Source organism: Fibrobacter sp. UWB2, assembly GCF_002210425.1.
In the GTDB taxonomy this organism is placed as follows: Bacteria; Fibrobacterota; Fibrobacteria; order Fibrobacterales; family Fibrobacteraceae; genus Fibrobacter; species Fibrobacter elongatus.
Map to the genome: position 1 here is coordinate 353,591 of NZ_MWQK01000002.1, position 25,175 is coordinate 378,765.

Annotated in this window: 17 protein-coding genes and 1 tRNA gene; 7 read left to right on the forward strand and 11 right to left on the reverse strand. The window is 49.0% G+C overall.

Translation table 11 applies throughout. The features are described from left to right. Positions 1-102: 102 nt before the first annotated feature. Positions 103-1,041 carry a hypothetical protein gene (locus B7982_RS04860; RefSeq protein WP_198953216.1) on the reverse strand — a complete coding sequence of 313 codons (939 nt, stop codon included), beginning with the start codon at positions 1,039-1,041 and terminating at the stop codon, positions 103-105. Between the two features lie 204 nt (positions 1,042-1,245). Here B7982_RS04860 and B7982_RS04865 point away from each other — a divergent pair, with 204 nt between their 5' ends. Further along, entirely contained in the window at positions 1,246-3,660 is a 2,415-nt protein-coding gene (locus B7982_RS04865; RefSeq protein WP_088659779.1) for an ATP-dependent helicase, read from the forward strand. Positions 3,661-3,665: 5 nt separating this feature from the next. Here the strand turns inward: B7982_RS04865 and B7982_RS04870 are convergent, their stop codons facing one another. Continuing rightward, the gene (locus B7982_RS04870; protein WP_088659780.1) at positions 3,666-4,796 is read right to left on the reverse strand and encodes an RluA family pseudouridine synthase; all 1,131 of its coding nucleotides are present in this window, start codon (positions 4,794-4,796) and stop codon (positions 3,666-3,668) included. 21 nt (positions 4,797-4,817) lie between these two features. After that, positions 4,818-6,473: an NAD(P)/FAD-dependent oxidoreductase gene (locus B7982_RS04875; protein WP_088659781.1), complete on the reverse strand. Its 1,656-nt coding sequence runs from the start codon at positions 6,471-6,473 to the stop codon at positions 4,818-4,820. A 105-nt stretch (positions 6,474-6,578) separates the two neighbouring features. On the opposite strand from B7982_RS04875, the gene B7982_RS04880 reads away from it, so the two are divergent. Both B7982_RS04880 and B7982_RS04885 read left to right on the forward strand, forming a co-directional pair. Continuing rightward, a complete protein-coding gene (locus B7982_RS04880) occupies positions 6,579-8,063 on the forward strand; it encodes a DUF1846 domain-containing protein (RefSeq protein WP_088659782.1) in 1,485 nt (494 codons plus the stop codon). 121 nt (positions 8,064-8,184) lie between these two features. Continuing rightward, positions 8,185-8,577, forward strand: a complete 393-nt coding sequence (locus B7982_RS04885; protein WP_088659783.1) for a YkvA family protein — start codon at positions 8,185-8,187, stop codon at positions 8,575-8,577. A 4-nt stretch (positions 8,578-8,581) separates the two neighbouring features. Here the strand turns inward: B7982_RS04885 and pdxT are convergent, their stop codons facing one another. Together pdxT and pdxS are read right to left on the reverse strand one after the other, a co-directional pair. Then, entirely contained in the window at positions 8,582-9,178 is a 597-nt protein-coding gene (gene pdxT / locus B7982_RS04890) for a pyridoxal 5'-phosphate synthase glutaminase subunit PdxT (RefSeq protein ID WP_369833074.1), read from the reverse strand. Positions 9,179-9,205: 27 nt separating this feature from the next. Then, the gene (pdxS, locus tag B7982_RS04895) at positions 9,206-10,084 is read right to left on the reverse strand and encodes a pyridoxal 5'-phosphate synthase lyase subunit PdxS (RefSeq protein WP_088659785.1); all 879 of its coding nucleotides are present in this window, start codon (positions 10,082-10,084) and stop codon (positions 9,206-9,208) included. Between the two features lie 245 nt (positions 10,085-10,329). Here pdxS and B7982_RS04900 point away from each other — a divergent pair, with 245 nt between their 5' ends. Both B7982_RS04900 and B7982_RS04905 read left to right on the forward strand, forming a co-directional pair. Then, complete coding sequence (locus B7982_RS04900; protein ID WP_088659786.1) at positions 10,330-11,745, forward strand: PLP-dependent aminotransferase family protein; 1,416 nt, start codon at positions 10,330-10,332, stop codon at positions 11,743-11,745. Positions 11,746-11,916: 171 nt separating this feature from the next. Further along, a complete protein-coding gene (locus tag B7982_RS04905) occupies positions 11,917-14,184 on the forward strand; it encodes a fibrobacter succinogenes major paralogous domain-containing protein (protein WP_088659787.1) in 2,268 nt (755 codons plus the stop codon). Positions 14,185-14,471: 287 nt separating this feature from the next. Here B7982_RS04905 and htpG read toward each other — a convergent pair whose 3' ends face one another. The 3 genes from htpG to B7982_RS04920 form a co-directional block, all read right to left on the reverse strand. Next, positions 14,472-16,361, reverse strand: coding sequence for a molecular chaperone HtpG (htpG, locus tag B7982_RS04910; protein WP_088659788.1), 1,890 nt, complete (start codon positions 16,359-16,361; stop codon positions 14,472-14,474). Positions 16,362-16,697: 336 nt separating this feature from the next. Further along, entirely contained in the window at positions 16,698-19,796 is a 3,099-nt protein-coding gene (locus B7982_RS04915; protein ID WP_088659789.1) for a cellulase family glycosylhydrolase, read from the reverse strand. Positions 19,797-19,895: 99 nt separating this feature from the next. Further along, a complete protein-coding gene (locus B7982_RS04920; RefSeq protein WP_088659790.1) occupies positions 19,896-20,741 on the reverse strand; it encodes an undecaprenyl-diphosphate phosphatase in 846 nt (281 codons plus the stop codon). Positions 20,742-20,794: 53 nt separating this feature from the next. Here B7982_RS04920 and B7982_RS04925 point away from each other — a divergent pair, with 53 nt between their 5' ends. Next, positions 20,795-21,520 (forward strand): polysaccharide deacetylase family protein, encoded by a 726-nt coding sequence (locus tag B7982_RS04925; protein ID WP_088659791.1) that lies wholly within the window; start codon positions 20,795-20,797, stop codon positions 21,518-21,520. Here the strand turns inward: B7982_RS04925 and B7982_RS04930 are convergent. The 3 genes from B7982_RS04930 to B7982_RS04940 form a co-directional block, all read right to left on the reverse strand. Further along, complete coding sequence (locus tag B7982_RS04930; protein ID WP_088659792.1) at positions 21,517-23,523, reverse strand: M23 family metallopeptidase; 2,007 nt, start codon at positions 23,521-23,523, stop codon at positions 21,517-21,519. The two genes, B7982_RS04925 and B7982_RS04930, sit on opposite strands and share 4 nt — an antisense overlap. A 161-nt stretch (positions 23,524-23,684) precedes the next feature. Further along, positions 23,685-23,757 (reverse strand) — tRNA-Ala (locus B7982_RS04935). 146 nt (positions 23,758-23,903) lie between these two features. Beyond that, positions 23,904-24,452: a peptidylprolyl isomerase gene (locus tag B7982_RS04940; RefSeq protein ID WP_088659793.1), complete on the reverse strand. Its 549-nt coding sequence runs from the start codon at positions 24,450-24,452 to the stop codon at positions 23,904-23,906. 164 nt (positions 24,453-24,616) lie between these two features. On the opposite strand from B7982_RS04940, the gene pyrR reads away from it, so the two are divergent. Next, positions 24,617-25,174 carry a bifunctional pyr operon transcriptional regulator/uracil phosphoribosyltransferase PyrR gene (pyrR, locus tag B7982_RS04945; protein ID WP_088659794.1) on the forward strand — a complete coding sequence of 186 codons (558 nt, stop codon included), beginning with the start codon at positions 24,617-24,619 and terminating at the stop codon, positions 25,172-25,174. Position 25,175: the final 1 nt, after the last annotated feature.

A 25,175-nucleotide genomic window follows, 5' to 3' on the forward strand; every position in this document is an offset into this window, starting at 1 on the left:
ATATACAAAAAAAGGAAGAAAAAGAACCTTTTAAAAACGAAAACCCCTGCACTTTTACGTGCAGGGGAGGGAGTGTTTTTTGGAGGAGAGAATAGATATGAATTAAAAGACGAAGAACAATCCTATATGCGGTGTGATGTTGACTCCTGAGAACAGGTAGTTCATTTTATGGGCATTGGAGTCATTTTCGGTTTCCGTGTAATAAACTCCTATGCCAAATGCGTTTGTCGTTATGTCTACACCGGCAATTACACCCAACGAGTCGAAAATGTGATAACCGAGAATCAGGTCACCGCCGATGAATGTGTCAGCGTATGCGGCTCCGTGAGTGTACTTCTTTGAAAATGAGTTGTTCATTTGTACGGCGATGTCTCCTTCGACAACTTTCAGGTCGAGTCCGCAGATGAAGTGGAAGGCAACGATGAAGTCGTTCGATATTGGAGCCATGCCGAGGCCTACCTTGACATTGAAATCAAGGCCCTTCAAGTCGATTTTTTCCCTAAAATATTCATTGTTGAGGTCTCCAACTAAGAAGCCTATGCCGAGTCCGAATACAGAAGAATAGCTGTTTTCTTCTGTTTTGTAGCGGGTCCAGCTGAACTGGTAGCCTATAGAACTCCAGTCGTAGCGCTGGGGCTTTATTTTCCAGGTTTCCGATTCGATGGGCAAATAGAAGTTCATACTCTGTATGGTCTTATTTGTCCGTAAGCGGTTCTTTTTGGACGGTTCGCCGGCTTGTGGCTCGACGATATTTTCTTTCTTCTCAACAGGTGGTTCAACAGCAGGCCTTTCGCTCACTTGAACTTGCTGGTTCATGTCCTGATAGAATTTCTGGTTGTCGGTATTTGGGATGACTTGGACCTGAGCTGGTGCAACCTGTGGCGCTGCCGGGACAAGCATATACCCACTCGGGACTTGAGTCACGGGTGTTTCATAGTCATCAAAAGAGGGGATCACTGCAATTGGATCCTCTTGCGCAAACAAAGACACCGTACTACACATAATAACGATACCCACAGTTTTGGAAAGTGTCGTAAACATATTTTCCTCTTTGCTTAAAAACGTGGTTTTATCATTGCTCCGCTTCTAAATATACCTTGAATCTTACAAAAAGCTTAGGAAAAGTTTATGGTGGTACTCCAAGATAGAACGGTGGGGTTAAAATGGCGTAAAACTTGACGGATTTCTATAAATAGATTACTTTTTGTGCAGTAAAACAGATGTTCACTACAAGGCGGCTCGCGTATGGAAAAAAGCCCGAAAAAAAGCGAAAATGTTGAAAACTCCCTCGAATGGGAGCGTTCCCGCTTGGATAAGGAGCAACTTGAGGCAGTCGAGACGACCGAAGGCTATGTACGTGTGGTAGCTGGGGCGGGGTCAGGCAAGACCCGGACGCTCACGCACCGCTATCTGTATCTCGTGAAGGAAATGGGCATTTCGCCTGCGAACATTCTCTGCGTGACGTTCACGAATAAGGCTGCTGCTGAAATGAAAAAGCGCATCCGCTCAATTCTGGGTGGCGACGATAGCGGCTACATTTCGACGTTCCACGGCTTTTGCGTGCAGTTCTTGCGCGAAGAAATCCACGTGCTGAATTACCCGAAGGAATTTATGATTCTGGACGAGGACGACCAAAAGTCGCTTTTGCGTAAGGCGTATGCGGATTTGGGATTCTCGCTCAAGGATTTGAAAATTAGCAGTGTCCTTGATTTTGTGGGTGGCCGCAAGGCGAATGATATTGGGTATGTGTCGCTGTTTGCGGAACACTTGGCGGATGAGGAGAATGTATCGGCTGCCGGGAATGCGCCGGCGGTTGAAAACGAGAAACGCGAGCATCTGGTGGAGCTTGCGGACGAGGCTCCGGACAAGTGGATGGCGGTTTATTACCGCTATCTGTACGAGCAAAAGAAAAATTACGCGCTCGATTTTGACGATTTGATTCTGGTGACGCTATATATTTTGGAGAATTTTCCGGAAAAGCTCGACAAGTGGCGCAAGCGCATGATGTACGTGATGGTCGATGAATACCAGGATATTGACGGGCAACAGTACCGCTTGGCGGATTTGCTTTCGAGCTACCACAAGAACCTGTTTGTGGTGGGCGATCCGGACCAGACGATTTATGGCTGGCGCGGTGCCGATATCAATCGCATTTTGGAATTTGACCAATTCCATAAAGGCACGAAGACAATCCTGTTGCAGAACAATTACCGCTCGACGCCGAGCATTTTGAAGGTGCCGGACGCGGTTATCAAGAATAACAAGTATAGAATCGAAAAGGTCTTGAAACCGGTTCGTGCAGGTGGCAAGACGCCTGTGTTTTACCATGCGAAGAACACTCGCGAAGAAGCGAAATGGATTGTAGAGCGCATCCAGAATGCGGTGCAAAACTCCGTGAAAAATGGCGCGGGCGGCGTGCATTACAAGGATATTGCGGTCTTGTACCGTATGCATTCGCAGTCGCGTTCTGTCGAAGAGGCTCTGATGTCGGAGTCTATCCCTTACAAGGTCTATAGCGGGGTTGGCTTTTACCAGCGCAAGGAAATCAAGGATATCATTTGCTATTTGCGAATGCTCGTGTATGCCGATGATTTGTCGTTTATCCGGACGGTGAATACGCCCAAGCGCCAGTTCGGGCCGAAGAAAATGGCGATTTTGCAGGCGTTTGCGGATACGCGCAAGGTCGGACTTTACGAGGCTCTGCTTGAAATTGTGTATGAGGCGGGGCGCTTGAACGATGTGGCGCCTGATGTCACGACGCAGGCGGAACTTTCGTCGGTCGGTAATGACCATCGGAAAATCGATTTTGACTGCAAGGAATTCTTGTCGAGAAGCAATGTCGTTGAATACGTGAAGCTGATTGAAAAGTACCGCTCGCGTTATAAGGATATGCGCGTTTCGGAATTGCTTTCGAAGATGCTTCGCGAGACGAAGTACGAGGAAATGCTTCGCCTGGATGGCGATGAAGACCGCTTGGACAATCTCGCGGAACTCAAGCAGGGGATTCTCGAATTTGAGAATTACTACGAAGAAGATGCATCGCTGGATGAGTATTTGCAGAACATCGTGCTGTTCACGAATGCCGATGAAGATTCGCAGGAAAAGGATCGCGTACAGCTCATGACAATCCACAATGCGAAGGGCCTAGAATTCCCGTATGTTTTTGTGTGCGGCTTGAACGAGGGCTTTTTCCCGGTGAAGCGCGTGCAGAACAAGATTCAGCTCGAAGAAGAGCGCAGGCTTGCGTATGTGGCTTTCACGCGTGCCGAAAATGTGCTATGTCTGAGCGATGCCGAAGATGGCGTGGCAGGCGAGAGCGGGTCGCGTTATCCGTCGAGATTCTTGCTCGAAATGGACATGGGCGAGCTCGATGTGGCGCGTGGATTCTCGGATGATTTGCTTTTGGCGGCACGGGCTTTTATTGCGGAAGCGGACCGCAATCGCGACTTGATGGGCGATTTTGATGAAGACGAGAGTCTTGGCGCGGTAAAGAAAGCGCCTACGGCAGAATTTGCGGTAGGCGATCGTGTGGTTCACAAGATTTTTGGAATCGGGACCGTTAGCGGTGTCGATAAAAAGAACTTCTGTTACGAAATTACTTTTGACAAGTTTGCGACCCCGCGCTCGATTCAGTTCGATTTCCCGCTAGTGCGTGCTTAGCTCTTTTATCGTCTGCTTCTTTGGAAGTTGTTTTCAGGACGCTCGTAACGCATCGGCTTGAGCTGCTTGATGACGTCACGGAGTTCCTTGGGGAGCGGGCAATCAAAAACTTTATGTTCGCCTTGCCAATCGAATTCCAAGCGGCAGCTGTGCAAGAATAAGCGGTTCAGTCCGAACAGCTTTTTGACTTCGCGGTTGAGCGCGAAGTCGCCGTAACGCGTATCGCCGAGAAGCGGATGCCCGATGCTTGCGAAGTGGGCGCGAATCTGGTGCATGCGACCGGTTTCGAGCTTGATTTTCACGAGATCGTAGCCTTCGTAATGCTGCTTGACGCGGTAATGCGTGATAGCCTTCTGTGCATTTTCGTCATCTTGGCTGACGAGCATCTTGCTGCCCTTGGCGCTGTCTGTGCGCAAAAGCGATTCGCTGATGGTGCCGCGGTCTTTCTTGAGGTTGCCTTTGACGAGTGCAAAGTAGAATTTATCTACGACATGTTCGCGAATCATGCGGGTGAAGTCACGGAGCGTGTCGCCGTGGAGTGCGGCGATGATGAGGCCGGAAGTTTCTTGATCGAGGCGGTGGGCGATGGTCGGCTTGAAATCGAGACCTTCGTTACGTCCCCATTCCCAGAGGTATTCTACGAGGCTTTCGCCTGGGCGCGTGCCGCTGCCCGGCTGGCTTGCGAGTCCCGAGGGCTTGTTCACAATCACGTAATCTTCGGTTTGCACGACGAGGTCGAGCTCGTGAGCGCCCCAGTGTGCTTGCTTTTCGGCGCCTGTGAGGTGGCGGCCCCAGGTGGACTTGTTCTTGGCAAATCCTGTTGCGCTTTTTGCATCGGGGCGTTGCGGGGTGTCCCCGCTCGAAGGGGTAGCGGGAGCCGCTTCGGCGGCGGAAGCGAGGGGAAGGCTTTCCCCTTTTTGGTCGTCGTCACTTACCGACTTGAAGTTCTCGTAAATGTTGACCACGTCGCCTTCGACGAGCATCTGGTTTGCCTTGCCGACAACGCCGTTTACACGGACTTTCTTTTTGCGGATGACAGCGAAGAACACCGAGAGCGATTCTTCGGGGAATGCCTTGCGGAGGAAACGGTCAAGGCGCATGTTTGCAAAATTGCGATCGATAGTACGTGTAATCATTTTTAGTTACTAGTTAATGGTTTACTTGCATTTTTTGGCGTAGTGTGCAAGTCGTACGCCGTCTGCGGCACTGGTGACGATTCCGCCTGCGTAGCCAGCTCCTTCGCCGAGGACGAAGAGCCCTTGGGTGTTTACGCTTTCGAGTGTTTCGTTGTTGCGCGTGATGCGGAGCGGCGAGCTAGTGCGCGTTTCGGGGGCGACAATCAGGCCTTCGTTGATGAATCCCGGAATTTTGCGGTCAAAATTTTGGAAGCCTTCGGCGAGACTTTGGCATATCGTCTTGTCCATCCAATCCCACAGATTGCTTGGCACGAGTCCGCAAGGGTAGGTGGTTTTGGGGAGCGTTTTGTCTTCGCGGTGGGCGAGGAAGTTCTTGATCGTTTGCGCGGGAGCGGCGTAAACTTTTCCGCCGACGTTGTAGGCGTCTGTTTCGATTTTTCGTTGCAAGTCGAGACCGCCAAAAAGCGAACCGCTTGAAGGAATGTCAAAGCCTTCGGCGCCTGCTGTAATCGGGACGGCGATGGCTCCGTTCGCGAATGCACCATTGCGGCGGCTGTAGCTCATGCCGTTTGTTGCAAGCGTTCCCGGTTCCGAGGCACATGGCACAAGGACTCCGCCGGGGCACATGCAAAAGCTGTAGGCGCTCGAAGTCTTGTTGATTGTCGGCGTGGCGAGGAAATATTCGGCGGCTCCAGTGAGTCTTGTATCTACGTTCAGTCCGAGCTGTCGCATGTTGATGAGCGATTGTGGGTGTTCGACGCGGACGCCCATGGCGAACGCCTTGCTTTCGAGAGTCACGCCGCGAGCGTGGAGCATCTCGTAAACGCTACGAGCGGAATGCCCGACTGCAAGGACCAGCGCTTCGCACGGTTGCCAATGCGATTCCGCGATCCCTGCGCCCGCACTTGTCATTCCCGCGCATGCGGGAATCTCCCTTAGCTTGATCGCGCAAATGCGACCATCTTTGATTTCAATATCTTCAAGGCTCGTGTTGAAATGAATATGCCCGCCGAGGCGGACAATCTCGGCGCGGACTTGACGCAACATGAGTACGAGTTTGTCTGTGCCGATGTGCGGCTTTGCAAACGTGACAACGCTTTCGTCAACGCCAAAGTCTACCATGTCCTTGAGTACGGTTTCGCTGAACAGGTTGCGGCTACGGGTGTTGAGCTTGCCATCGCTGAATGCGCCTGCTCCACCTTCACCAAATAACACGTTGCTGTAGGCGTTGAACTTGCGGTCTACAAAGAATTTGCGGATGTCGCGAAAACGTTCTTCAACTTGCTTACCTTGTTCGTAAATGTCGACAGAGAACCCTTTGCGCAAAAGATGTAGCGCAGCCCAAAGACCGCTAGGCCCTGCTCCAATGACATCCACGTGGCTAGCCATCGCTACAGTGTCTTTTAACGGTTCTGCATCGAGGCTGCGAATCTCGCGTTTGGATTCGATGAGCCCGCGGGCGTTGTTCCCCGTAGCACGGACTTTGCGCTTCAGGTCGAAAACGACATTGTAAGACCAGTGCAAGTCGCCTTTGCGTCTGGAGTCTAGCGAAAAGCGTTCGACTTCGAGATTGAAGATTTCTTCGGGGTTCACTCGGAGCGTCTTGGCGAGCGCAAGACGGACTTCGCCTTTTTTTTCAAGGGCGACAGCGAGTTCTCTGTAGCGATATGTAAACATGTATGCCACAAATTTAGAAATATGGCAAAAAAATAGTTTTTTGGACTTGAGATAGTGGTTTACATTTTTTTATAATTGTGAAAACCCTAAAAATGGTAGTGATATATGTTTAAAGTTGGTTTTGATAACGATGCTTATCTAAAAACTCAATCTGAAAAAATTCAAGAACGTATCTCTAAATTTGGTGGAAAACTTTATCTTGAATTTGGTGGTAAACTTTTTGATGACCATCACGCAAGCCGCGTTTTGCCGGGCTTTGCTCCTGACTCCAAAATTCGCATGCTCGAAAAGCTCAAGGATAAGGCCGAAGTCATCATCGCCATCAATGCTGGCGACATCGAAAAGAACAAGGTTCGTGGCGACCTCGGCATTACCTACGATCAGGACGTTCTTCGCCTGATTGACGCTTTCCGCGGTTATGGTCTTTATGTGAGCAGTGTGGTGCTGACCCGCTGGCAAGAACAGCCGAGCGCAGTTGCTTACCAGAAAAAGCTCGAAGGCCTCGGACTCAAGGTCTATCGCCATTATCCGATTGCCGGTTATCCGAGCAACATCCCGCTCGTGGTGAGCGATGATGGTTATGGCAAGAATGAATTTGTTGAAACTTCTCGCGAACTCGTGGTGGTGACCGCTCCGGGTCCGGGTAGTGGAAAGATGGCTGTCTGCCTCTCGCAAATTTATCATGAAAACAAGCGCGGTGTCAAGGCTGGCTATGCCAAGTTTGAAACGTTCCCGATTTGGAACATCCCGCTCAAGCACCCGGTCAACCTCGCTTACGAAGCTGCAACGGCTGACTTGAACGACGTGAACATGATTGACCCGTTCCACTTGGAAGCTTACGGCAAAACGACGATTAACTACAATCGCGATGTCGAAATCTTCCCGGTGCTGAACGCTCTCTTCACCCGCATTTTGGGACAGTCTCCGTATAAGTCTCCGACGGACATGGGCGTGAACATGGCTGGCAACTGCATTGTTGACGATGCCGCTGTTTGCGAAGCCGCCAATGCTGAAATCATTCGCCGTTACTACAATACTTTGTGCCAAGTCCGCAAGGGCAATGCCGAAAAGGATCAAGTCTACAAGCTTGAACTTGTGATGGAACAGGCTCACATCAGCGCTAAGGACCGCAAGGTTGCTGTCGCCGCTGTGGCAAAGGCTGAAGAAACGAACGGTCCGGCAGTCGCTATTGAATTGAACGATGGCACGATCATTACGGGTAAGACTTCTTCGCTTCTTGGTGCTTCTTCTGCTATGTTGCTCGATTCTCTCAAGCACTTGGCTGGCATTCCGGACGAAGTCCGCTTGCTCTCTCCGATGGTGATTGAACCGATTCAGAACCTCAAGACCAAGCAGCTCGGCCATAAGAACCCGCGCCTCCACATGGACGAAGTCCTCGTGGCTCTCTCCGTTTGCGCTCTGACGGATTACAATGCAAAGATTGCGCTCGAAAAACTCCCGGAACTCCGCCATTGCGAAGTCCACTCCAGCGTGATTCTTTCGCAGGTTGACGTTGGTGTGTTCCGCCGCCTCGGTGTGAACCTCACGTCTGAACCGAATTACCAGACAAGTAAATTATATCATGGCTAGGAACGTTCGCTAAACGGCGCAAATAGCAGATACTTTTAGAAAAAGATTATCGAGAAATCGGTAGTCTTTTTCTTTTTGTTTGTATATTTAAAAAGTAATTTGATTAGAAGGATTGGTTTGAATGGCTAATGGTAAAGTTTACGATGATGTTGAAGTTCACGATATGAACGATATGCATCGTGAAAGGAAAACTGTGAAAACGGGGGATGAACAGAATGGCGCTCCCGTTGTCTGGAAAGCGCTTTCTGTGATTATCGCTATGCTTGCGGTGGTTTACGATTTATCTCCGATTGATGCGGTCCCGGATACGATTCCGCTGTTTGGCTGGCTTGATGATGTGGGCTTTACGGTGATGGCTGCTCTCAACGCTTATCAGCAATTTGCCAAAGACCAAAATTCCATGGTTGTTCGCCTGGCGAAGTACGTCAAGTGGATGATGGTGGCTTTTATTGTGCTGGCGGGTGTTGCTGTTGGCGGTCTTATAACAGCTATTATCGCGCTCGTTACGCGCTAATTATTTAAGCAGCTTTCTTTGCCTGTATTTGATTCGCTTTCACTATTTCCTCCACGAAATATTGATGCACTCGTAAATCGCTATTGAGTTCTGGGTGGAACGAAATAGCGAGTTGATTCTTGTATCGCACAGCGACAATTTGATTTTGAACGGTCGCGAGAATTTGCACATCCTGGCTTGCGCGCTGTATGAGCGGGGCTCGGATGAATGTCATCGGGATTTTCCCGATTCCCTCAAAATTTTCTTCGGTGTAAAAACTCCCGAGCTGCCGACCGTAGGCATTGCGTTCTACAGTGACGGGCGTTGTCGCAAAATACGTGTGACCGTCATTGCTCAATTTCTCGGCAAGCAATATAAGACCTGCGCAAGTGCCAAAAGTGGGGAGTCCGCTTTCAATGCGTTCGCGTAAAGGCTCGAAAAGTCTGAGGTCGTGCAAAAGCTTTCCTTGTACGGTGCTTTCGCCGCCGGGTAAAATGAGCCCATCGAAATCTTGTTCGAGGTTTCGCAACTGGCGGATTTCAAACGTTTCAACGCCGAGCTTCTCAAGGATCTGGCGGTGCTCAGCAAATGCACCTTGTACGGCGAGTACGCCGATTTTGATGTGGATGTTTGTTTTGTTTTCGCTCATTTACTTTCCTCGTTCAGCCATTAAAAGTGCAATTTCGTTTTCGTTGATGCCGACCATCGCTTCGCCTAAATCTTCGGAGAGCTTGGCAATGAGTTTGGCGTCCTTGTAGTTTGTGACAGCTTGCACGATCGCGGCGGCACGCTTGGCCGGATTGCCGGACTTGAAAATACCTGATCCGACGAACACGCCTTCGGCGCCGAGCTGCATCATGAGGGCGGCGTCAGCAGGGGTGGCAACGCCACCTGCGGCAAAGTTCACGACGGGGAGTCGCTTGTGGTCATGAACGTACTTTACGAGTTCGTACGAAACTTGCAATTCCTTGGCGCGGTTGAAGAGTTCGTCTTCACGCATAGAGGTGATGCGTGCGATTTCCTGATTCATGAGGCGGATGTGGCGGACGGCTTGCACGATGTCACCTGTTCCCGGTTCGCCTTTGGTGCGGATCATGGAAGCGCCTTCTTCAATGCGGCGGAGGGCTTCGCCGAGGTCACGGGCTCCGCAGACGAACGGCACTTTGAATTCGTGCTTGTTGATATGGAAGACGTCATCGGCGGGGGAGAGTACTTCACTTTCGTCAATGTAGTCAATTTCGATGGCTTCCAAAAGTTGTGCTTCGACAAAGTGACCGATGCGGCACTTGGCCATCACGGGGATGGAAACGGCGTCTTGGATGCCCTTGATCATCTTGGGGTCGCTCATGCGCGAGACTCCGCCTGCGGCGCGGATGTCGGCAGGGATGCGCTCGAGTGCCATGACGGCGGCAGCACCGGCTGCTTCTGCAATTTTTGCTTGTTCCGGGGTGGTCACATCCATAATGACTCCGCCTTTAAGCATTTGGGCGAGATTCTTGTTGAGTTCGTAGCGGTTTTCTGTAGGCATTGGGTTCTCCTTGTTGCGTTTGTTTCGTTTTGAGGCTTAAATTAGACTTTTTATTGACTTTATCAAATATTCAAATTTCTATTATTTTAATAGGTTCAGTTTAATGTCAGATTGTGGTCAGTTTATGAATTACTCTTTGTCGCTTTGTAAAAACACTCGAAACGGTCCTCGCTCGTTATAATAATGATGTCATGCCCGATTTATTCGGGCATCGCCTTCTTGGTTTACAGAAAAGGATTTCCTAAATGCTTTCATATGATATCTCAAAGGCGGGGGATGATACTCTTTATCATTTCTTGTATCGTTCTATCAAGGATGATATTCTGTCGGGGCGTCTGGAGGCGGATGCGAAGCTTCCGTCGAAGCGTCCGTTTGCAAATGCGTTGGGCGTGAGCGTCGTGACTGTTGAAAATGCATACGAGCAGCTTTTAGCCGAAGGCTTTATTTACTCGCTCCCGCGCAAGGGCTTTTTCGTTGCGGTGATTCAATCAAAAAATCCGCGAATTCTCCCAAAGCCTATTCCCGCCAAGCAATCCCGTGAATCGCAACGCATTGAACCGCCTAAGGCTCTACATTACATTGCCGATTTCGTCAATAATCAAGTAGATGCTTCGACGTTCCCGTTCTCGACGTGGGCGAAGATTACGCGAAAAGTTCTTTGCGAACAGCAAAATGAGCTGCTGACTCGTTCGCCGAATTCTGGCGTTATCGCGCTTCGAAAAGCGATCGCCAAGATGCTTCTAGAGTTTCGCGGGATGCGCGTGGATCCAGAACAGATTGTCGTCGGTGCTGGAACAGATTGCCTTTACACTTGGCTTGTGCAGCTTTTGGGCTTTGATAAAAAGTATGGCGTTGAAGATCCTGGTTATAGCAAAATTTCTAAAATCTACCAAAAGCTAAATGTCGTTTGCAATTTTATCCCGCTAGATGAACAGGGCGTTCGCATAGACCAGCTTGAAGAAACTTGCACAGATGTCGTTCATCTTTCGCCGTCGCACCATTTCCCGACTGGCAAGGTGATGCCTGTGAGCCGTCGCTATGAACTTTTAAGCTGGGCTGCAAAATCTAGCAACCGCTACATTGTTGAAGACGAATATGATAGCGAGTTCCGTATGGTGGGGCGCCCGATTCCGGCTCTCCAAAACATTGATGTGCAAGACAAAACGATTTATATAAATTCATTTTCTAAAACGCTTGCCTCGACAGTGCGCGTGGGCTATATGATTCTCCCGAAACCGCTTGCGAAAAAGTTTCGCGAAGAGTTTTCGTTTTACACTTGTACGATTTCGAATCTCGTGCAGTATGTGCTTGCAAAATTCATCAGCGGCGGACATTACGAAAAGCACATCAACCGCATGCGTAATTTCTACCGCCATCGTCGTGATGCTCTGCTTGAAACGATTCGTCGTAGCAAACTTCGTGATCGCGTTGAAATTGCCGAACAGGATGCCGGTCTGCATTTTATTCTAAAAATAAACACAGCACTTTCTGACGAAGAATTCTGCAAACAAGCGCTTGAAAAAGGCGTACGCATCGGAGCGCTTTCGGATTACTACACGATGGACGAACCTTCGCAACATGAATTTGTCATCAATTATTCATCTGTTCCCGAAAAACAGATGAAAAAGGCTATTTCGCTGCTTGAAAAAATTGTGGAATGAGATTTTCTTGCTTTGTCATCCCGGACTTGTACAAGTACAAAGCCCTTCGGCTCAGCTATGAAAATGCAAGCATTTTCGCAGCGTTCGCCTTGGTTGCTTTTGTTCCGGGATCGCCTTTTTAAATCCTCAAATTACTTATATTTACCTCAAATGTATGGGGAGGAGATGTTTATGAAAATGTTTGCTAGGTTTTTGCCGTTCTTGCTTGTGACGGCTATGTCTGTCTTTACCGCCTGCGGTGGTGATTCTGGCAGCAATGCTGATTCAGAAGAACCTGTGTCTAGCAGCGCTGTGAAAAAATCCAGCAGCAGCAACGCGAACTCCTCGTCAAGTAAAAAAGTTTCGTCTAGTTCTGCTAAGTCTTCTTCGTCTGCGAAAACATCCTCAAGTGCGAACAGCGCTAAGGCTATATATGACGAGAAAAACAACACCATGAAGGACCCTCGCGACAACAAAACCTACAAGACCGTGAAAATCGGCGACCAGGTCTGGATGGCGGAAAACTTGAATTATAATTCGGGCCTTAGCTACTGCTTTGGCGAAGAACCTTCATACATGCAAAATAGTCATCCGGGCTTGTGCGGTACATACGGTCGCCTTTACAAGTGGGATGCCGCGACGGAAGTTTGCCCTGGCGGCTGGCACTTGCCCTCTAAGGACGAATTTGAAACCTTGATCCAAACAGTTGGCGGTAGCGGTAATGCGGGAATAAAGCTCAAGTCTGTTGACGGCTGGAAATTTGAGAAAAAAGAAACTGTTGGAACGGATGAGTATGGTTTTACGGCCCTCCCTGGAGGCTTCAGAAAGGAAGACGATTTGAGTGATTATGTCACTGAGAATATTGAATCGTACGATTTTATTGGCGACAAGACAGAGGCGTATTTCTGGAGTTCTACGGAAGATGTTGAAACATCGACTAGGCTTGATGGCAATAGGATTCTAGTTGATCACGCGTTCTGCATGTCTTTGGAGAATCGTTACGCAAAGGCTGATATTTGGGGTGAGCCGATGATCAATGCAATGTCCGTCCGTTGCATTCTGGATTCCAAAACTTCGTCTAATGAAAAGTCTAGCAGTAGCAAGGCAAACTCTTCTTCTAGCGCAAAGTCTTCTTCATCTGCGAAATCGGGGAGCTCTGTAGCTGTGCCCAAAGGCTGCAAAACTTCAACTAAAGATAATTGCGAGTATGGCGAATTGGTGGATGACCGCGACGGACAAACTTACAAGACTGTGAAAATCGGTGACCAGTGGTGGATGGCCCAGAACCTGAATTACAGGAGAGAGGCTAAATACAAAAACGATTATTGCTATTGTTACAATAATTCAAAAGATAAATGCGATAAGTTTGGGCGCTTATATGTATGGACTGCAGCTGCGGACGCTTGTCCCGAGGGATGGCATCTACCATCCACAGCGGAATGGAAAACCTTGATTGACGCGGTGGGGGGCGAAGAAGTCGCTGGCATAACACTCAAGACGAGTGGATGGAATCGCGGTGGCGATGCGACTGATGCTTTCGGTTTTTCTGTGCTTCCTGCTGGTTACAGGGACTGGCTCTACCAAGACGATTATTACGAGGAGGGGTATCAAGCGCTCTTTTGGAGTTCTAATGAATATGAAAACAGTAGTGGATGCGTGTATTTTCAGAGTGTGTATGATGGTGCGGATATCCGCTCTGGAAACAAAGACGACGGCTATTCTGTTCGTTGCGTGATGGATGTCGAACCTAAAATTATAGAACCCCCGGTTATTATAGTGCCCGAGGCAAAAGCCTGCAAAACAAAAACTAAAGATGAATGCGAATATGGCACGCTAACGGACTCCCGTGATAAACAAACTTATAAAACCGTGAAGATAGGTTCGCAGATTTGGATGGCTGAGAATCTTAATTTTGAGACGGATAGTTCCTATTGCTTCAATGACTCCGCTAAGTACTGCTCCAAGTACGGTCGCCTTTACACTTGGGCCGCAGCAATGGACAGTGCTGGCGTATGGAGTGAAAACGGCAAAGGCTGCGGTTATCAAAAAACGTGTACACCCACCTATCCAGTGCAGGGGGCGTGTCCCAGTGGCTGGCATTTGCCTACGAAGGCTGAATATGATACTTTGTTTGCCGCAATTGGCGGCTCCGAGACTGCAGGTGAAAAACTCAAATCAACTTCTGGTTGGTCTGAAGGCGGTAACGGTACGGATGATTATTCCTTTTCGGCGTCGCCTGCTGGATACAGGTTTATCAATGGAATATATCCCATTTACAGCGAGATTGGCTATCTCGGGGTTTTGTGGACGTCTACAGAGGCCGAAAGCGATGAGTGGTGCGATGAGACTTGCAGAAGAGTCGTCGCGTGCAATGTGTCTTTGACAAGCTTAAACGATGATTCATTTGTGGGCAACACGGGTAAGGACAATGCATTTCCAGTCCGCTGCGTCAAAAATTAGCAAGCCGAGTGTCGCGGGAAAGCTTGCTTTCCCATGACCGAGGCGAAGCGATTTGCACTACGAAGTAGTGCAAAGACTAGCAAATCGAGTGTCGCAGAAAAGCAAAAAAGACCGCGAGTGAATCGCGGCCTTTTTGTATGAAATGTGTTACTGGATCCTTCGCGACCTGAGGTCGCTCAGGATGACGCCGAAGGCGTCACTTCACGCTTGCAGTCAGCAACTTGGTTGTGAGTTGCAAGCGCCCGGTATTAACCGGGCGTGGCAACGAGAGCGAGGCCCGGTAGGATTTACTTACCAGCAGCTTGGCCGAGCAGTCGTGTGACCGCAGCGACGTATTCAGCCGGGTTCGGGAGCGGAGAACCTTCGGCAAGCAAAGCCTGACCGTAGAGGGCCTTCGGCCAATCGCCAAGATCTTCGTTCGCTTCGGCCTTCTTTTTGAGCATTTCGCAAATCGGGTGCGTCGGGTTGATTTCCAGAATACGCTTGCTCTTCGGCAAGTTCTTCCGGCCCATAGCCTTCATCATGCGTTCCATCTGGGCGCTCATAGCATCTTCGCTCGTCACGAGGCAGCACGGGCTGTCCTTGAGGCGGCTAGACACGCGGACTTCCTTGATGTTTTCGTCCAAGACCTTCTGCAAGTTTTCGCAGAGGCCCTTGAAAATGCCCTTGTTTTCTTCTTCGGCCTTCTTTTCTTCTTCGGTCTTTTCGAAGTCTACATCGCCACGGGAAATGTCGTGGAACTTCTTGTCGCCGAATTCCGTGAGGCTAGACATCATGAATTCGTCGATGCCGTCGCTCATGAGCAATACTTCGTAGCCCTTGGCCTTGAAGGCTTCGAGCATCGGGTTCGACTTGATGGCGTTCTTGTCGCCCACGAGGTAGTAGATTTCCTTCTGACCTTCCGGCATGCGCTTTACGTATTCGTCGAGGCTAACGAGAGCGTCGCCTTCGGTCTTGGTGCTTTCGAAACGGAGCAACTTCTTGAGTTCGTCAAGATGTTCCCAGTTCATGTAGAAGCCTTCCTTCAAGACCATGCCGAGTTCACGCCACCAGGCGTTGTACTTAGCGACATCCTTGTCGGCCATGTTCTGCAAGGCGTCGAGCACCTTCTTAATCACATGCTTGCGGATGTTCGTGATAATCTTGTTGTTCTGCAAGATTTCACGGGACACGTTCAGCGGCAAGTCTTCGGAATCGACCACGCCGCGCACAAAGCGGAGCCAAGGCGGCAACAAGTCCTTGCAGTCGTCCATGATAAAGACTTTCTTCACATAGAGTTTGAGGCCGTGCAAAGCGTCGTTGTGCCAAATGTTGAACGGAGCCTTGGACGGAATGTAGACGAGGCTCCAGAATTCCTGGGAACCTTCGGCGTGGCTGTGGCTCCAGGCGGCCGGTTCGTCGGCTTCATGGCTGATGACGTTGTAGAAATCCTTGTACTGTTCTTCGGTGACGTCCTTTTCGCTCTGGCGCCACAAAGCGGTCTTGTCGTTCAAACGTTCTTCCGGCTTTTCTTCGATTTCGCCCTTGTCGTTCTTCGTTGCTTCCGGGTGGAAGTAAATGCCGTAGCTCACGAAACCGCTGTATTTCTGGACGATATCCTTGATCTTCCATTCAGAGGTCCAGTCTTCGTCTTCTTCGCCGTCCTTGAGGTAAAGCGTAATCTTGGTGCCCACGTCGGTACGCGGAGCTTCGCTGATTTCGAATTCGCCCGTGCCTTCGGAGCTCCACAGGTAACCCTGCGTTTCGCCAGCCTTGAGCGTCAAGACTTCGACCTTCTTTGCGACCATGAACACGGAGTAGAAACCCACACCGAACTGACCAATCAAATCAACGCTGCTCTTGTCGGCATCCTTCAAGTTCTTGATGAAGTTTTTGGTGCCGCTACGAGCGATCGTGCCCAAGCAGTTAATCAAGTCTTCCTTGTTCATGCCGATACCGTTGTCTTCGACAACGAGGCGCTTGCCTTCCTTGTTCACGGAAATGTCAATCTTGAGCTGAGTGCCTACCGGGAGGAGGCTTGCGTCGGAGAGCGAGAGGAAGCGACGCTTGTCGAGTGCGTCCGCTGCGTTCGAAACGAGTTCGCGGAGGAAAATTTCCTTGTTGCTGTAAAGCGAGTGAATCATCAAGTTCAGCATGTCGCGAACTTCAGTTTGGAATTCCATCTTCTCAGTTGCCATGTTTTCTTGTCCTTTGTTAAATTTTGAAGCAGGAAACTTTCGAAAGTTTCAAAATGAAACATTTTGCGTGTTTCCGCTCTGTTTTCGCGGGAATATATGCAATAACCGTGCCAACACAAGACTGCTCGCGCTAATGCAAAATAACAACACCTTCAGAGCGTTCGCTCTCGCAAAAGCGTGCAAAACGAGCGTCGCGAAATTAAGCTTGCATAATTTCATGACCGAGTAAAGCCGCGGACGCTGAAAGCGTCAATCACGCCTCGTTAATACGAGGCGCTTTTTGCTCACACAAGACCGCTCGCGCAATCTCGTTTGATAGTAATGATGTCTCGATTTTTAAGACGATATTCTATGAGAAATGTTTCTCCAGATGTCGAATAGTGCTCCTCGGCCGATTTTCAGGTATTGCGGCAGAGTTGAAATGCGGTCGTAAAGCATCTGGATGTATTCGTCCTTTTTGCCGTTAAAATCGAGAATTTCGACGGTATAGACGCTTGGAATGTGCGGATTATTAGAACGATGTTCTGCAACTACAGTTCCCTTGAGTTGCAGCGTGTAGCTCGTCGTTTGAATTTCAAAATTGATGGGTTCACCTAGGTACAAATCGTTCATGTTGTCTGTGTAAATGTCGACTCCGTGTTCAAGTAGTTTTGTGGTAATGCCACTTACGCGGCAGCCGTCTTCTTTAGTGACCTCAACCAATTCCGCGGCTCGAACTTTCACGTTTTCGCCATCTGCATCGCGTCCGAGAACAAGCATAATGCACATGATAAGGTAATACGAATTGATGAATAGCCAGAACAATATGGCGAGTACTCCGATGTATTCGTAAACAATGAACATGTAAGTCATTTGCGCAATTCCCAAAACGGTCAGTGTCAATAACACAATAAAGGGAATAAGGCTCTTTTTGTCGATAATTCTTTCGTTTGCTTTTTCTTTCTTGGTGACTTTGAATGTCGAAAGCGTGAGGCCAAGCGCTTCCTTAATGATGGGTATCAGCAAGAATGGCATGACGGATGTTTCGTAAATGCCGCTCCAACGAGTTGAAATCATGTTGCGGCTAAGAACGCGCAGCGAAATAATCTGCATAATATGCATCGGTAGCCAGAATAAAATCAAGTCTAGCAAGGTGCATTTGAAAATGGGAATGCAAAAAACGGCAAACATCAAGGGTGATAGCAAATAAACTAGATGCTTGATGGGGGAAAACCAATATAAAACGGAACTCAGGTAGCTTAATTTTTGCGCAAAGTTCAATTTGCGATTTCGTAAAAACTTGAGCTGCTTGGCCGTTGCGATGACTCCGCGCCCCCAGCGGGTGCGCTGCTGGATGTGCTCTTTGAACGAGTTGGGCGCAATTCCCGAGGCGAGCGCTTCCGAAAGCCCAAGGCTTGCAAATCCAGATGATTCGATCAGCATGCCGGTTGCAAAGTCCTCGGTGATGGATTCCGTGTAAAAACCGCCGATTTTGTTTAGCGCCTTTCTTGAAAGAATTGTATTGGAGCCTCCGTAAATCACGCTGTTTGAGGAAGTCTTTGCCGCTTCGATTACGCGGTAGAAAAAGTCTTGTTCGTTCGGAACAATTGTTTCTGCATACAAATTATGTTGGAAAACATCCGGTGTGTAAAAACTTTGCGGTGTTTGTACAATGCCGAGCGGAAAGCGCTTTTCTTCGGGCAAAGTTTCGTTGATTTTTTCGGCATCGATAAAGTAGGGGATGGTCTTGAGTAAAAACTTGCGGCGCGGAATCATGTCTGCATCTAAAGTCACTATGTAAGGCGATGTTGTTCGCTTTAAGGCTTCGTTCAGGTTCCCGGCTTTGGCGCCTTTGTTATCGGGGCGGTCAAAGTAATTTACGCCCAGTTCTTCGGCAAGCTTACGCATTTCGGGGCGGCGATGGTCGTCGCAAAGATAAATGTGTACTTTGTTCTTGTCGGGATATTCTATGTACTTGCAGCCGATAATGGTCTTGCGCAAAAGTTCAACAGGTTCGTTGTAAGTGGATATGAAAATGTCGACATCCGGGAATTCTTCGGGCTTGATTTGCGGTAGCGGATATTTCCTCAAGTTGAGCATGTCGTTGTAATGAATCAATGATTCTATGAATCCGAGAATTTCTACAGCGAGCAAAATGACGCTTCCTATTACGGCGATGTTTCCGAATGCAAATGGGATGGAACATGTCATTCGCCAGCAAAGGTAAATCAAGGTACAAATAGTTCCTATAATCAGTACGGCGTTTCTCCAAAAACTTGGCTTGCGTACTTTATCTTCGGTGTGCCCGTATTTGTATAATTGCGTATAGGTCTTGATTTGGTTTCTTTTTAAATTTTTTAGAACGATTTTTGTTACTGTTAATAATAAAACGATAATGAGCGCCGGTGCAGCAAATATAAGCCAAAGCATGTAGGGCTTCGTTCGTGACATCAACTTGAAATCGGAAGTGATGCTTTTGTCGGGTATAATCGAATCGACATCTTCTTTGCGTATAATTGCTCGTGCGAGTTTCCCGTAATATGTCAAATCTTTTTCGGTCAGGTGTTCTAATGCGCGAGAATCCGAATTGACAATGGCGCAAGTTTCATCTTTGTTGGATAAACTCCAAATTGTATAATTTAGATGTAATGAATCGACAAGGCTGTACCATTTTTTGACGCTTTCCAAGTCAATATGCCCATCGCCATCTTCTTCGCAGAGACCGCTTTCGGTAATGAAAATGGGCGTGCCTGAGGCTACGACTTTTCTAAGCTTTTGGCGAAAATCATCTTTGTGCGAGGCCGCGTAAAAATGGAACACGTACATGACATTTTTAAATTCCAAAGGATCCTTGGCAGGGAATTGAATTTCTCGACTGTAGTTCGGTGTTCCGACAAGAATCAATGCATCGGGATTGTATCTGCGGATGACGGGAATGATCAGATTTGAATATTCCTTGATGTCGTCCCAAGTGGTATTGCCGTTGGGTTCGTTGCAGATTTCGAAAATGACATTGGGAATATTGGCGTATTTTTTTGCAATCTTGTTAAAAAAATCGATTGCTTCAGCAAGGTTTTCGTTGGGATTATTGTCTTGTAAAATGTGCCAGTCGATGATGACATACATGTCGTTTGCGATGGCGAGTTCGACACCTTTTTCGAGAATTTCCAAATTTTTCTTTTTGTTACCGTTGCAGTAGTCGTAAGAATACATGGCGAGTCGAATCAAGTTGGTGTTCCACTCGGAACTGATTTGGCGGAAAAGACCTTGATTGACGTATTTAGGGAACCAAGTGAGCCCGTGTGTGCTGAATCCCTTGAGAACGGCTAGATTGCCTTTGTGGTCGTAGAGGTTTGAACCTACAACGTGGAGCTTCCCATGTGTGGATGGTCGGGCAACATTGGCGTTCGCAAAAACAGCAAATACGAATAAAAACGCTAAAATAAATCTCGCCATAAAAATTCCCCTTCTTATAAAAATAAAGATAAGCAAAAAAAATAAAAATCGCACTCGCAAAGCGAGTGCTGCTGAAAAAAAAGGACTTTTTTTAATTTTTTACTTTATGAAAATCAATCCCAATATACCGACTGCCCAGACGTACCAAGCGAAGTGCTGGAACTTGCCTTTCTGGACAAAGTTCATGAGCCACTTGAGGGCGATGATTCCGAAGATAAATGCGACAATCATGCCGACTAAGAGTTCCGGGGTGAATCCGCCGGCGTCAACGCACTTCAAAGCCTTTTCCGGGTTGAGGAGCGCTTTTTCCGGAGTCATTGTCTGGCACTTGATCCACTTGATGCAATCGAGAAGTGCTGCACCGCCAACGGCCGGAATGCTCATGAGGAAGCTGAACTCGCCGGCGTACTTGCGGTTCACGCCCATGAACATCATAGCGCTGATGGTCGAACCGCTGCGGCTGATGCCCGGAATGCAAGCGATGCCCTGCACGGTGCCGGTCACGAGAGCGCGCCACCAGTTCATCTTGACGCCTTCGTTATCCGGGTGCTTGGCGCCGGTCGGGCCCCACTGCGATGTGAAAAGCAAAAGACCGGTGAAAAGTTCTGCAACGCAGACGGCGCGCGGATTTTCGAACAGGCTTTCGAGTGCGTCCTTGAAGCCGAGGCCGATGAGTGCTGTCGGGATGCTAGCGAGAATGATGTAGCCCGCTTCGCGGAGCTGGTCTCGGTCACGGCGGAGGCATCCGACGATGATGTCTGTAATCTTCTTGTGGAACACCACGAAGATTGAAAGCAGTGTGCCTGCGTGGAGCATGATGTCGAAGAACATGCCTGCTTCGTTCATGCCTAAAAGTTCGTGCCCGAGCACTAAATGGCCGGAGCTAGAGATGGGGAGGAATTCGGCGAGGCCCTGCAACAGGCCGAGAATGATAGATTCGAACATAGTAAGGTAAATGTAGTAAATTAGTTTTCCGAACTATTGCTATCTTCACAACCATGTGCAAGCGTTTTCTCCTTTGTTTTCATGATTTAAGCATCTGGAACTACCAGAAAGTGACTCCGATTCTTGAAGAGCTCAAGGAATTGGCCGGAGGGCCTTTTAGCTTACTTGTAATTCCCGATACGGAGAACGCTACAGACGAAGCCATTGAAAATTTTCGCGCTGCTCTCGTGAAGCTCAAGTCCGAAGGATTTGAACTTGCGTTGCATGGCTTTAAGCATAAAGCCGAATTCAGCCAGGGCCGCAGCTATGCGGGGCTTGTGGGTATGAATCTCACGGGAGGCGAGGCTGAATTTGCGGGGCTTTCCGAATATGAATCGAGCCGCCTTTTGCAAGCGGCCCTAGAATCTTGGAAAAAGTTATTTGCTGATGAAAACGGAAATGCGGACGCGCCTGTGGCGTTTGTTCCGCCGACTTGGTTTAGCAACAAGTTCTTGCAAGGTCAAGTCCGTGCAGAAAAAATGTTGTACGAAGACCGCTTCTCGCTTACGACTGCTGAAGGTGTCCGCTATGCATCGCCTGTGGCCAGTTTTGCGGGCATTCCGAAATCAACAGAAAAGGCTGCTTTTCTGTATGCCGAAGGCATTTTGAAAATCCCGTTCGGCGTTCCACGTATTGCCGTCCATCCGGTGGATTTCCCGCGTCTGAACGACAAAATTCGTGACCTTATTCGGCTTGCGCTTGGCTGCAAGCGCCGCCTTACGCTTTACCGCGAACTTTAGAATCCCGGAATTGTAATATCCCTCTTAGTCTTGCGTTTGGAATCGTCCGTGATTTCAACGGTGATTGTTTCGCCTGCGTCGGGGAGTGCGTCTCCGAGAAGGATGATTTCTCTAGGTTCGGAATCGTATTCTGCGGCAATCCACTTGTTCTTGTACTTGACGCTGATGGCGTTCCCGTCCGGGATGCCTGCGTATCTGGAGTAAAGCGGAATCTTCAATGCAGATTGGTACATGCCTGCGACAAGCGTTTCTGCCCAGTAGGGGAATCCGAGAGAGAATCCGTCTTCGTCTGTGATGTTGGCTAGGTCTCTAAGTTCGTTTGTTGTGGCGCAACGATTCTTCCCACCTGTCTGCTTTTCAAAGTAGAACCAGCGGCGTGACGTTTCGCCGAGCCAGTAGAGCGGGGCGGAGTTGTCGTCGTTTTCGATGCATACATTCCACTTGCCGTAGAATTGCAATCCCTTCGGGTGGAATTCGTAAAAGTCTACGCTATCTGTTTGATTGCGCGTGACGGCGAGGACTCTCTGCGATGTGTCGCCAACAACCGGAATGCCCGAAATCTTCTGGGAAATCTTCACGTTACCGACTTTGGTATACCAGTTGATGTTCGTTTTGTACTTGCCGTAAGGATAAATTGAAATCAGTTCGTTCACGCTGCGGCCTGTGCCTGTAGAGCCTGCATCGGCGCTGTAGCGGATGAATCTTGTTTCGGGGAATGTCTCGACGATTTTTCCTATCGGGAGCGGCTTGCTGTGATCGAAAATCTTGCAGAGGTCGTTGTTGATGGGCTGTTCGTCCTTGTTCAAAGCGGCGAACTTGTAGCCGGATTCGCAACGGTAAATGTCGAGCATGCTCTTACTCAAGAACGTGTAAAGAGGCGTGTTCTGGTTTTTAGTAAGAACGAGCTTGCCATTGTCCTTGCAAGACTGGTGGAAATTGAATTCGCGTCTGATAACGTGTCCACTAAAATCTTCGACTTCAAGCCTGTAGGTGGAAATGGGGCCGAGCTTTGCATCGATGTAGTGCCAATCGCCTGCGGTGTCGGCTTCTTCTGCCCAAAGAAGTTCGTTGCGGATGTCAAGCATCTTTTTATAGCTGAGGTTGTCCATAACTTTGCTATAAATCTTGTCGTCGTAGCGCCACAGTTCTAGACGGCGGATGGCCATCGGGTTATCTTTGGGTTCGCGGCTGTAGTCGGCAATCTTGATGGCCATGGACAAGTTGAACTCGTTCTTGACGGGTGTTTCGACACAACCGTTACGGAGGGATTCGTCAGTCGTGAGCGAAAGTTCGTTCCCTTGCCAAACGGCAACTCCGAAAATCTGCGGTGCAATCGTGTCGAGGCACTTGACACCGAGCTGGCATGGCGATGTAACGTCGTCTTTGTTCAGGCGGACTTCGAGGTGCAAGTGCGGATTTCCGATTCCGGTGCTTCCCGAGAAGGTAAGCGTATCGCCCTTGCGGAAACGGAGGTTCGGCTTGATGGAAACGTCATTACTCTTGGTCGCGTACTGCTTTTGTTTGATCAGGTCTTCTACGGTCGAGGTAAAGCTACTTTGGTGGGCGAATACCCAGGTCTTTCCGCTTTCGCCTTCAAAGAACATGACTTTGCCATAACCGAATGGGGAGGTCTTGATTTCTTTGATGTAGCCGTTTTCGGGAGCGTAGATGGGCCAGCCTTCTTCCATTTGTGTGGAGAAGTCGATGCCGGCGTGGTAGCGGGTGCCACGGTTTTCGCCGAATGATGATGTGAGGTAGGCGTCGCGGTTGAACGGATCGTATTTAAAAGGCTCAACGTAAGATTCCGAAACCAGTTCGGCCGGCGGGGCTGCCCTTTCGGAAAAGTCCGTGTTGTCGAGTTTTGCACCTCGTTGGACGGCGATGCAGTCCTCATAAGCGAACGCGTCCATCTTGGATGCGTCGCAGACGGTGCTTGCGTTATCGGCGAAGCAGAGAGCTCCGGCGGTGAGTATGAATGACGAAATTTTTGTAAGCCTGACCATAATGTTGAATAAAATACAAAAATATTATTTTATAATGACAGGCCTACTGAAAAAAGTAATGGATTTTCGGGGTGTTTTTTCAACGTATTTAATTTGGCTATAACTGGGTATACATTTTGAACAAAAAAAAGAAAGACCCGCTTTTTAGCGAGTCTTTTTAGTGGAGCTAAGGAGAGTCGAACTCCTGACCTCCTGCATGCCATGCAGGCGCTCTACCAACTGAGCTATAACCCCGAGGACGCGCACAAATATAGAATGAGTTGTTGTGCGTGTCAAGGGTGCGTTTTGAAAAAACTGAAATTTTTTTCAAAATTGTTTTAAAAAAGAGATCCCCGCTCGGAGGCGGGGATGACATCGCGTAAAGACTGGCTTTTTGTCTATTAAGCCTTTTCGATCGTGACGGATTCGATAATCACGTCGTCGTACGGGCGGTCCATACGGTCGGTATCGACACCGGCGATCTTGTCGAGCACATCGAAACCTTCGTAAAGCTGGCCGAATACGGAGTAGCCGTCAGCCGGGCCCGGACCGCACTGTTCGTGGTCGAGGAAGTGCACGTTGTTACCATGAACGATGAAGAACTGGCTGCCAATGGAGTGCGGCATGGAAGTCTTTGCCCAGCTGAGAGCGCCACGGACGTGGGTGAGGCGGCTGTCGTACTTGTCGCCGATGGTGGAACCCGGACCCTTTGCGGCGTGGCCACCGGTGCCGTTTTTACGTGTAAAGTCACCGCCCTGGATCATGAAGTCCTTGATGATGCGGTGGAACGGAGCGCCGTCGTACTTGCCCTGCTTTGCAAGTTCAATGAAGTTTGTGGCGCATTCGCCGACGATTTCTTCGAAAAGGCGGAGTTTCATGGTGCCATGGTTGGTTTTCATGATGGCGATGGTTTCGCCTGCCTGCGGTTTGTCTAACTGATTAAATGCCATTTGGGGCTCCTGTAACTAGTGTTTTTTTGCCTATATATATAAAATTAAGGGGGTGTTTTACAACTAGCTAAGGCAAATAGCCCCTAAAAAAACTACATTCACCTAAAAATATGGTCAGGAAATTAAAAGACTGAAGATTAACGATTAATAACTAAGACTGTTTTATGAACGATAACTGCAAAAAAGTAAGCGAGCTTCTTACGGCGCAGACGATGGAATTTGCGCTGGACGAAATGGCGGCGAAGATTGCGAAGATGCATCCGTCCGCCGACAACATGATTGTGCTCGGCATGGCTAGCCGCGGAATTCCACTTGCCAAAAAGCTCACCGAGCGTCTTTCCCAGAAATTTGGCAAGCCCATTGAAATGGGCTGCCTCGATGCCACGTATTACCGTGACGACTTCCATTACCGCAAGAAGGTGGCGACCGAAATGCGCTTTACCGAAATGCCTGCTTCTGTGGAAGGCAAGACGGTCATTCTCGTGGATGACGTGCTCTACACGGGCCGTTCGGCTTTGGCTGCCATGCGCTCCATCTTGGACCTTGGCCGTCCGGCGGCGATTCGCCTTTGCGTGCTCGTGGACCGCGGACACCGCGAGCTCCCGATTGCGCCGGATTGTGCAGGCCTTACGGTCGAAACCGCTAGGAACCAGGAAGTCCGCGTGGCGATAGAACCTATTGATAAAGAAAATTCCGTTTATCTCGTAGAAGTGGAGGCGTAAA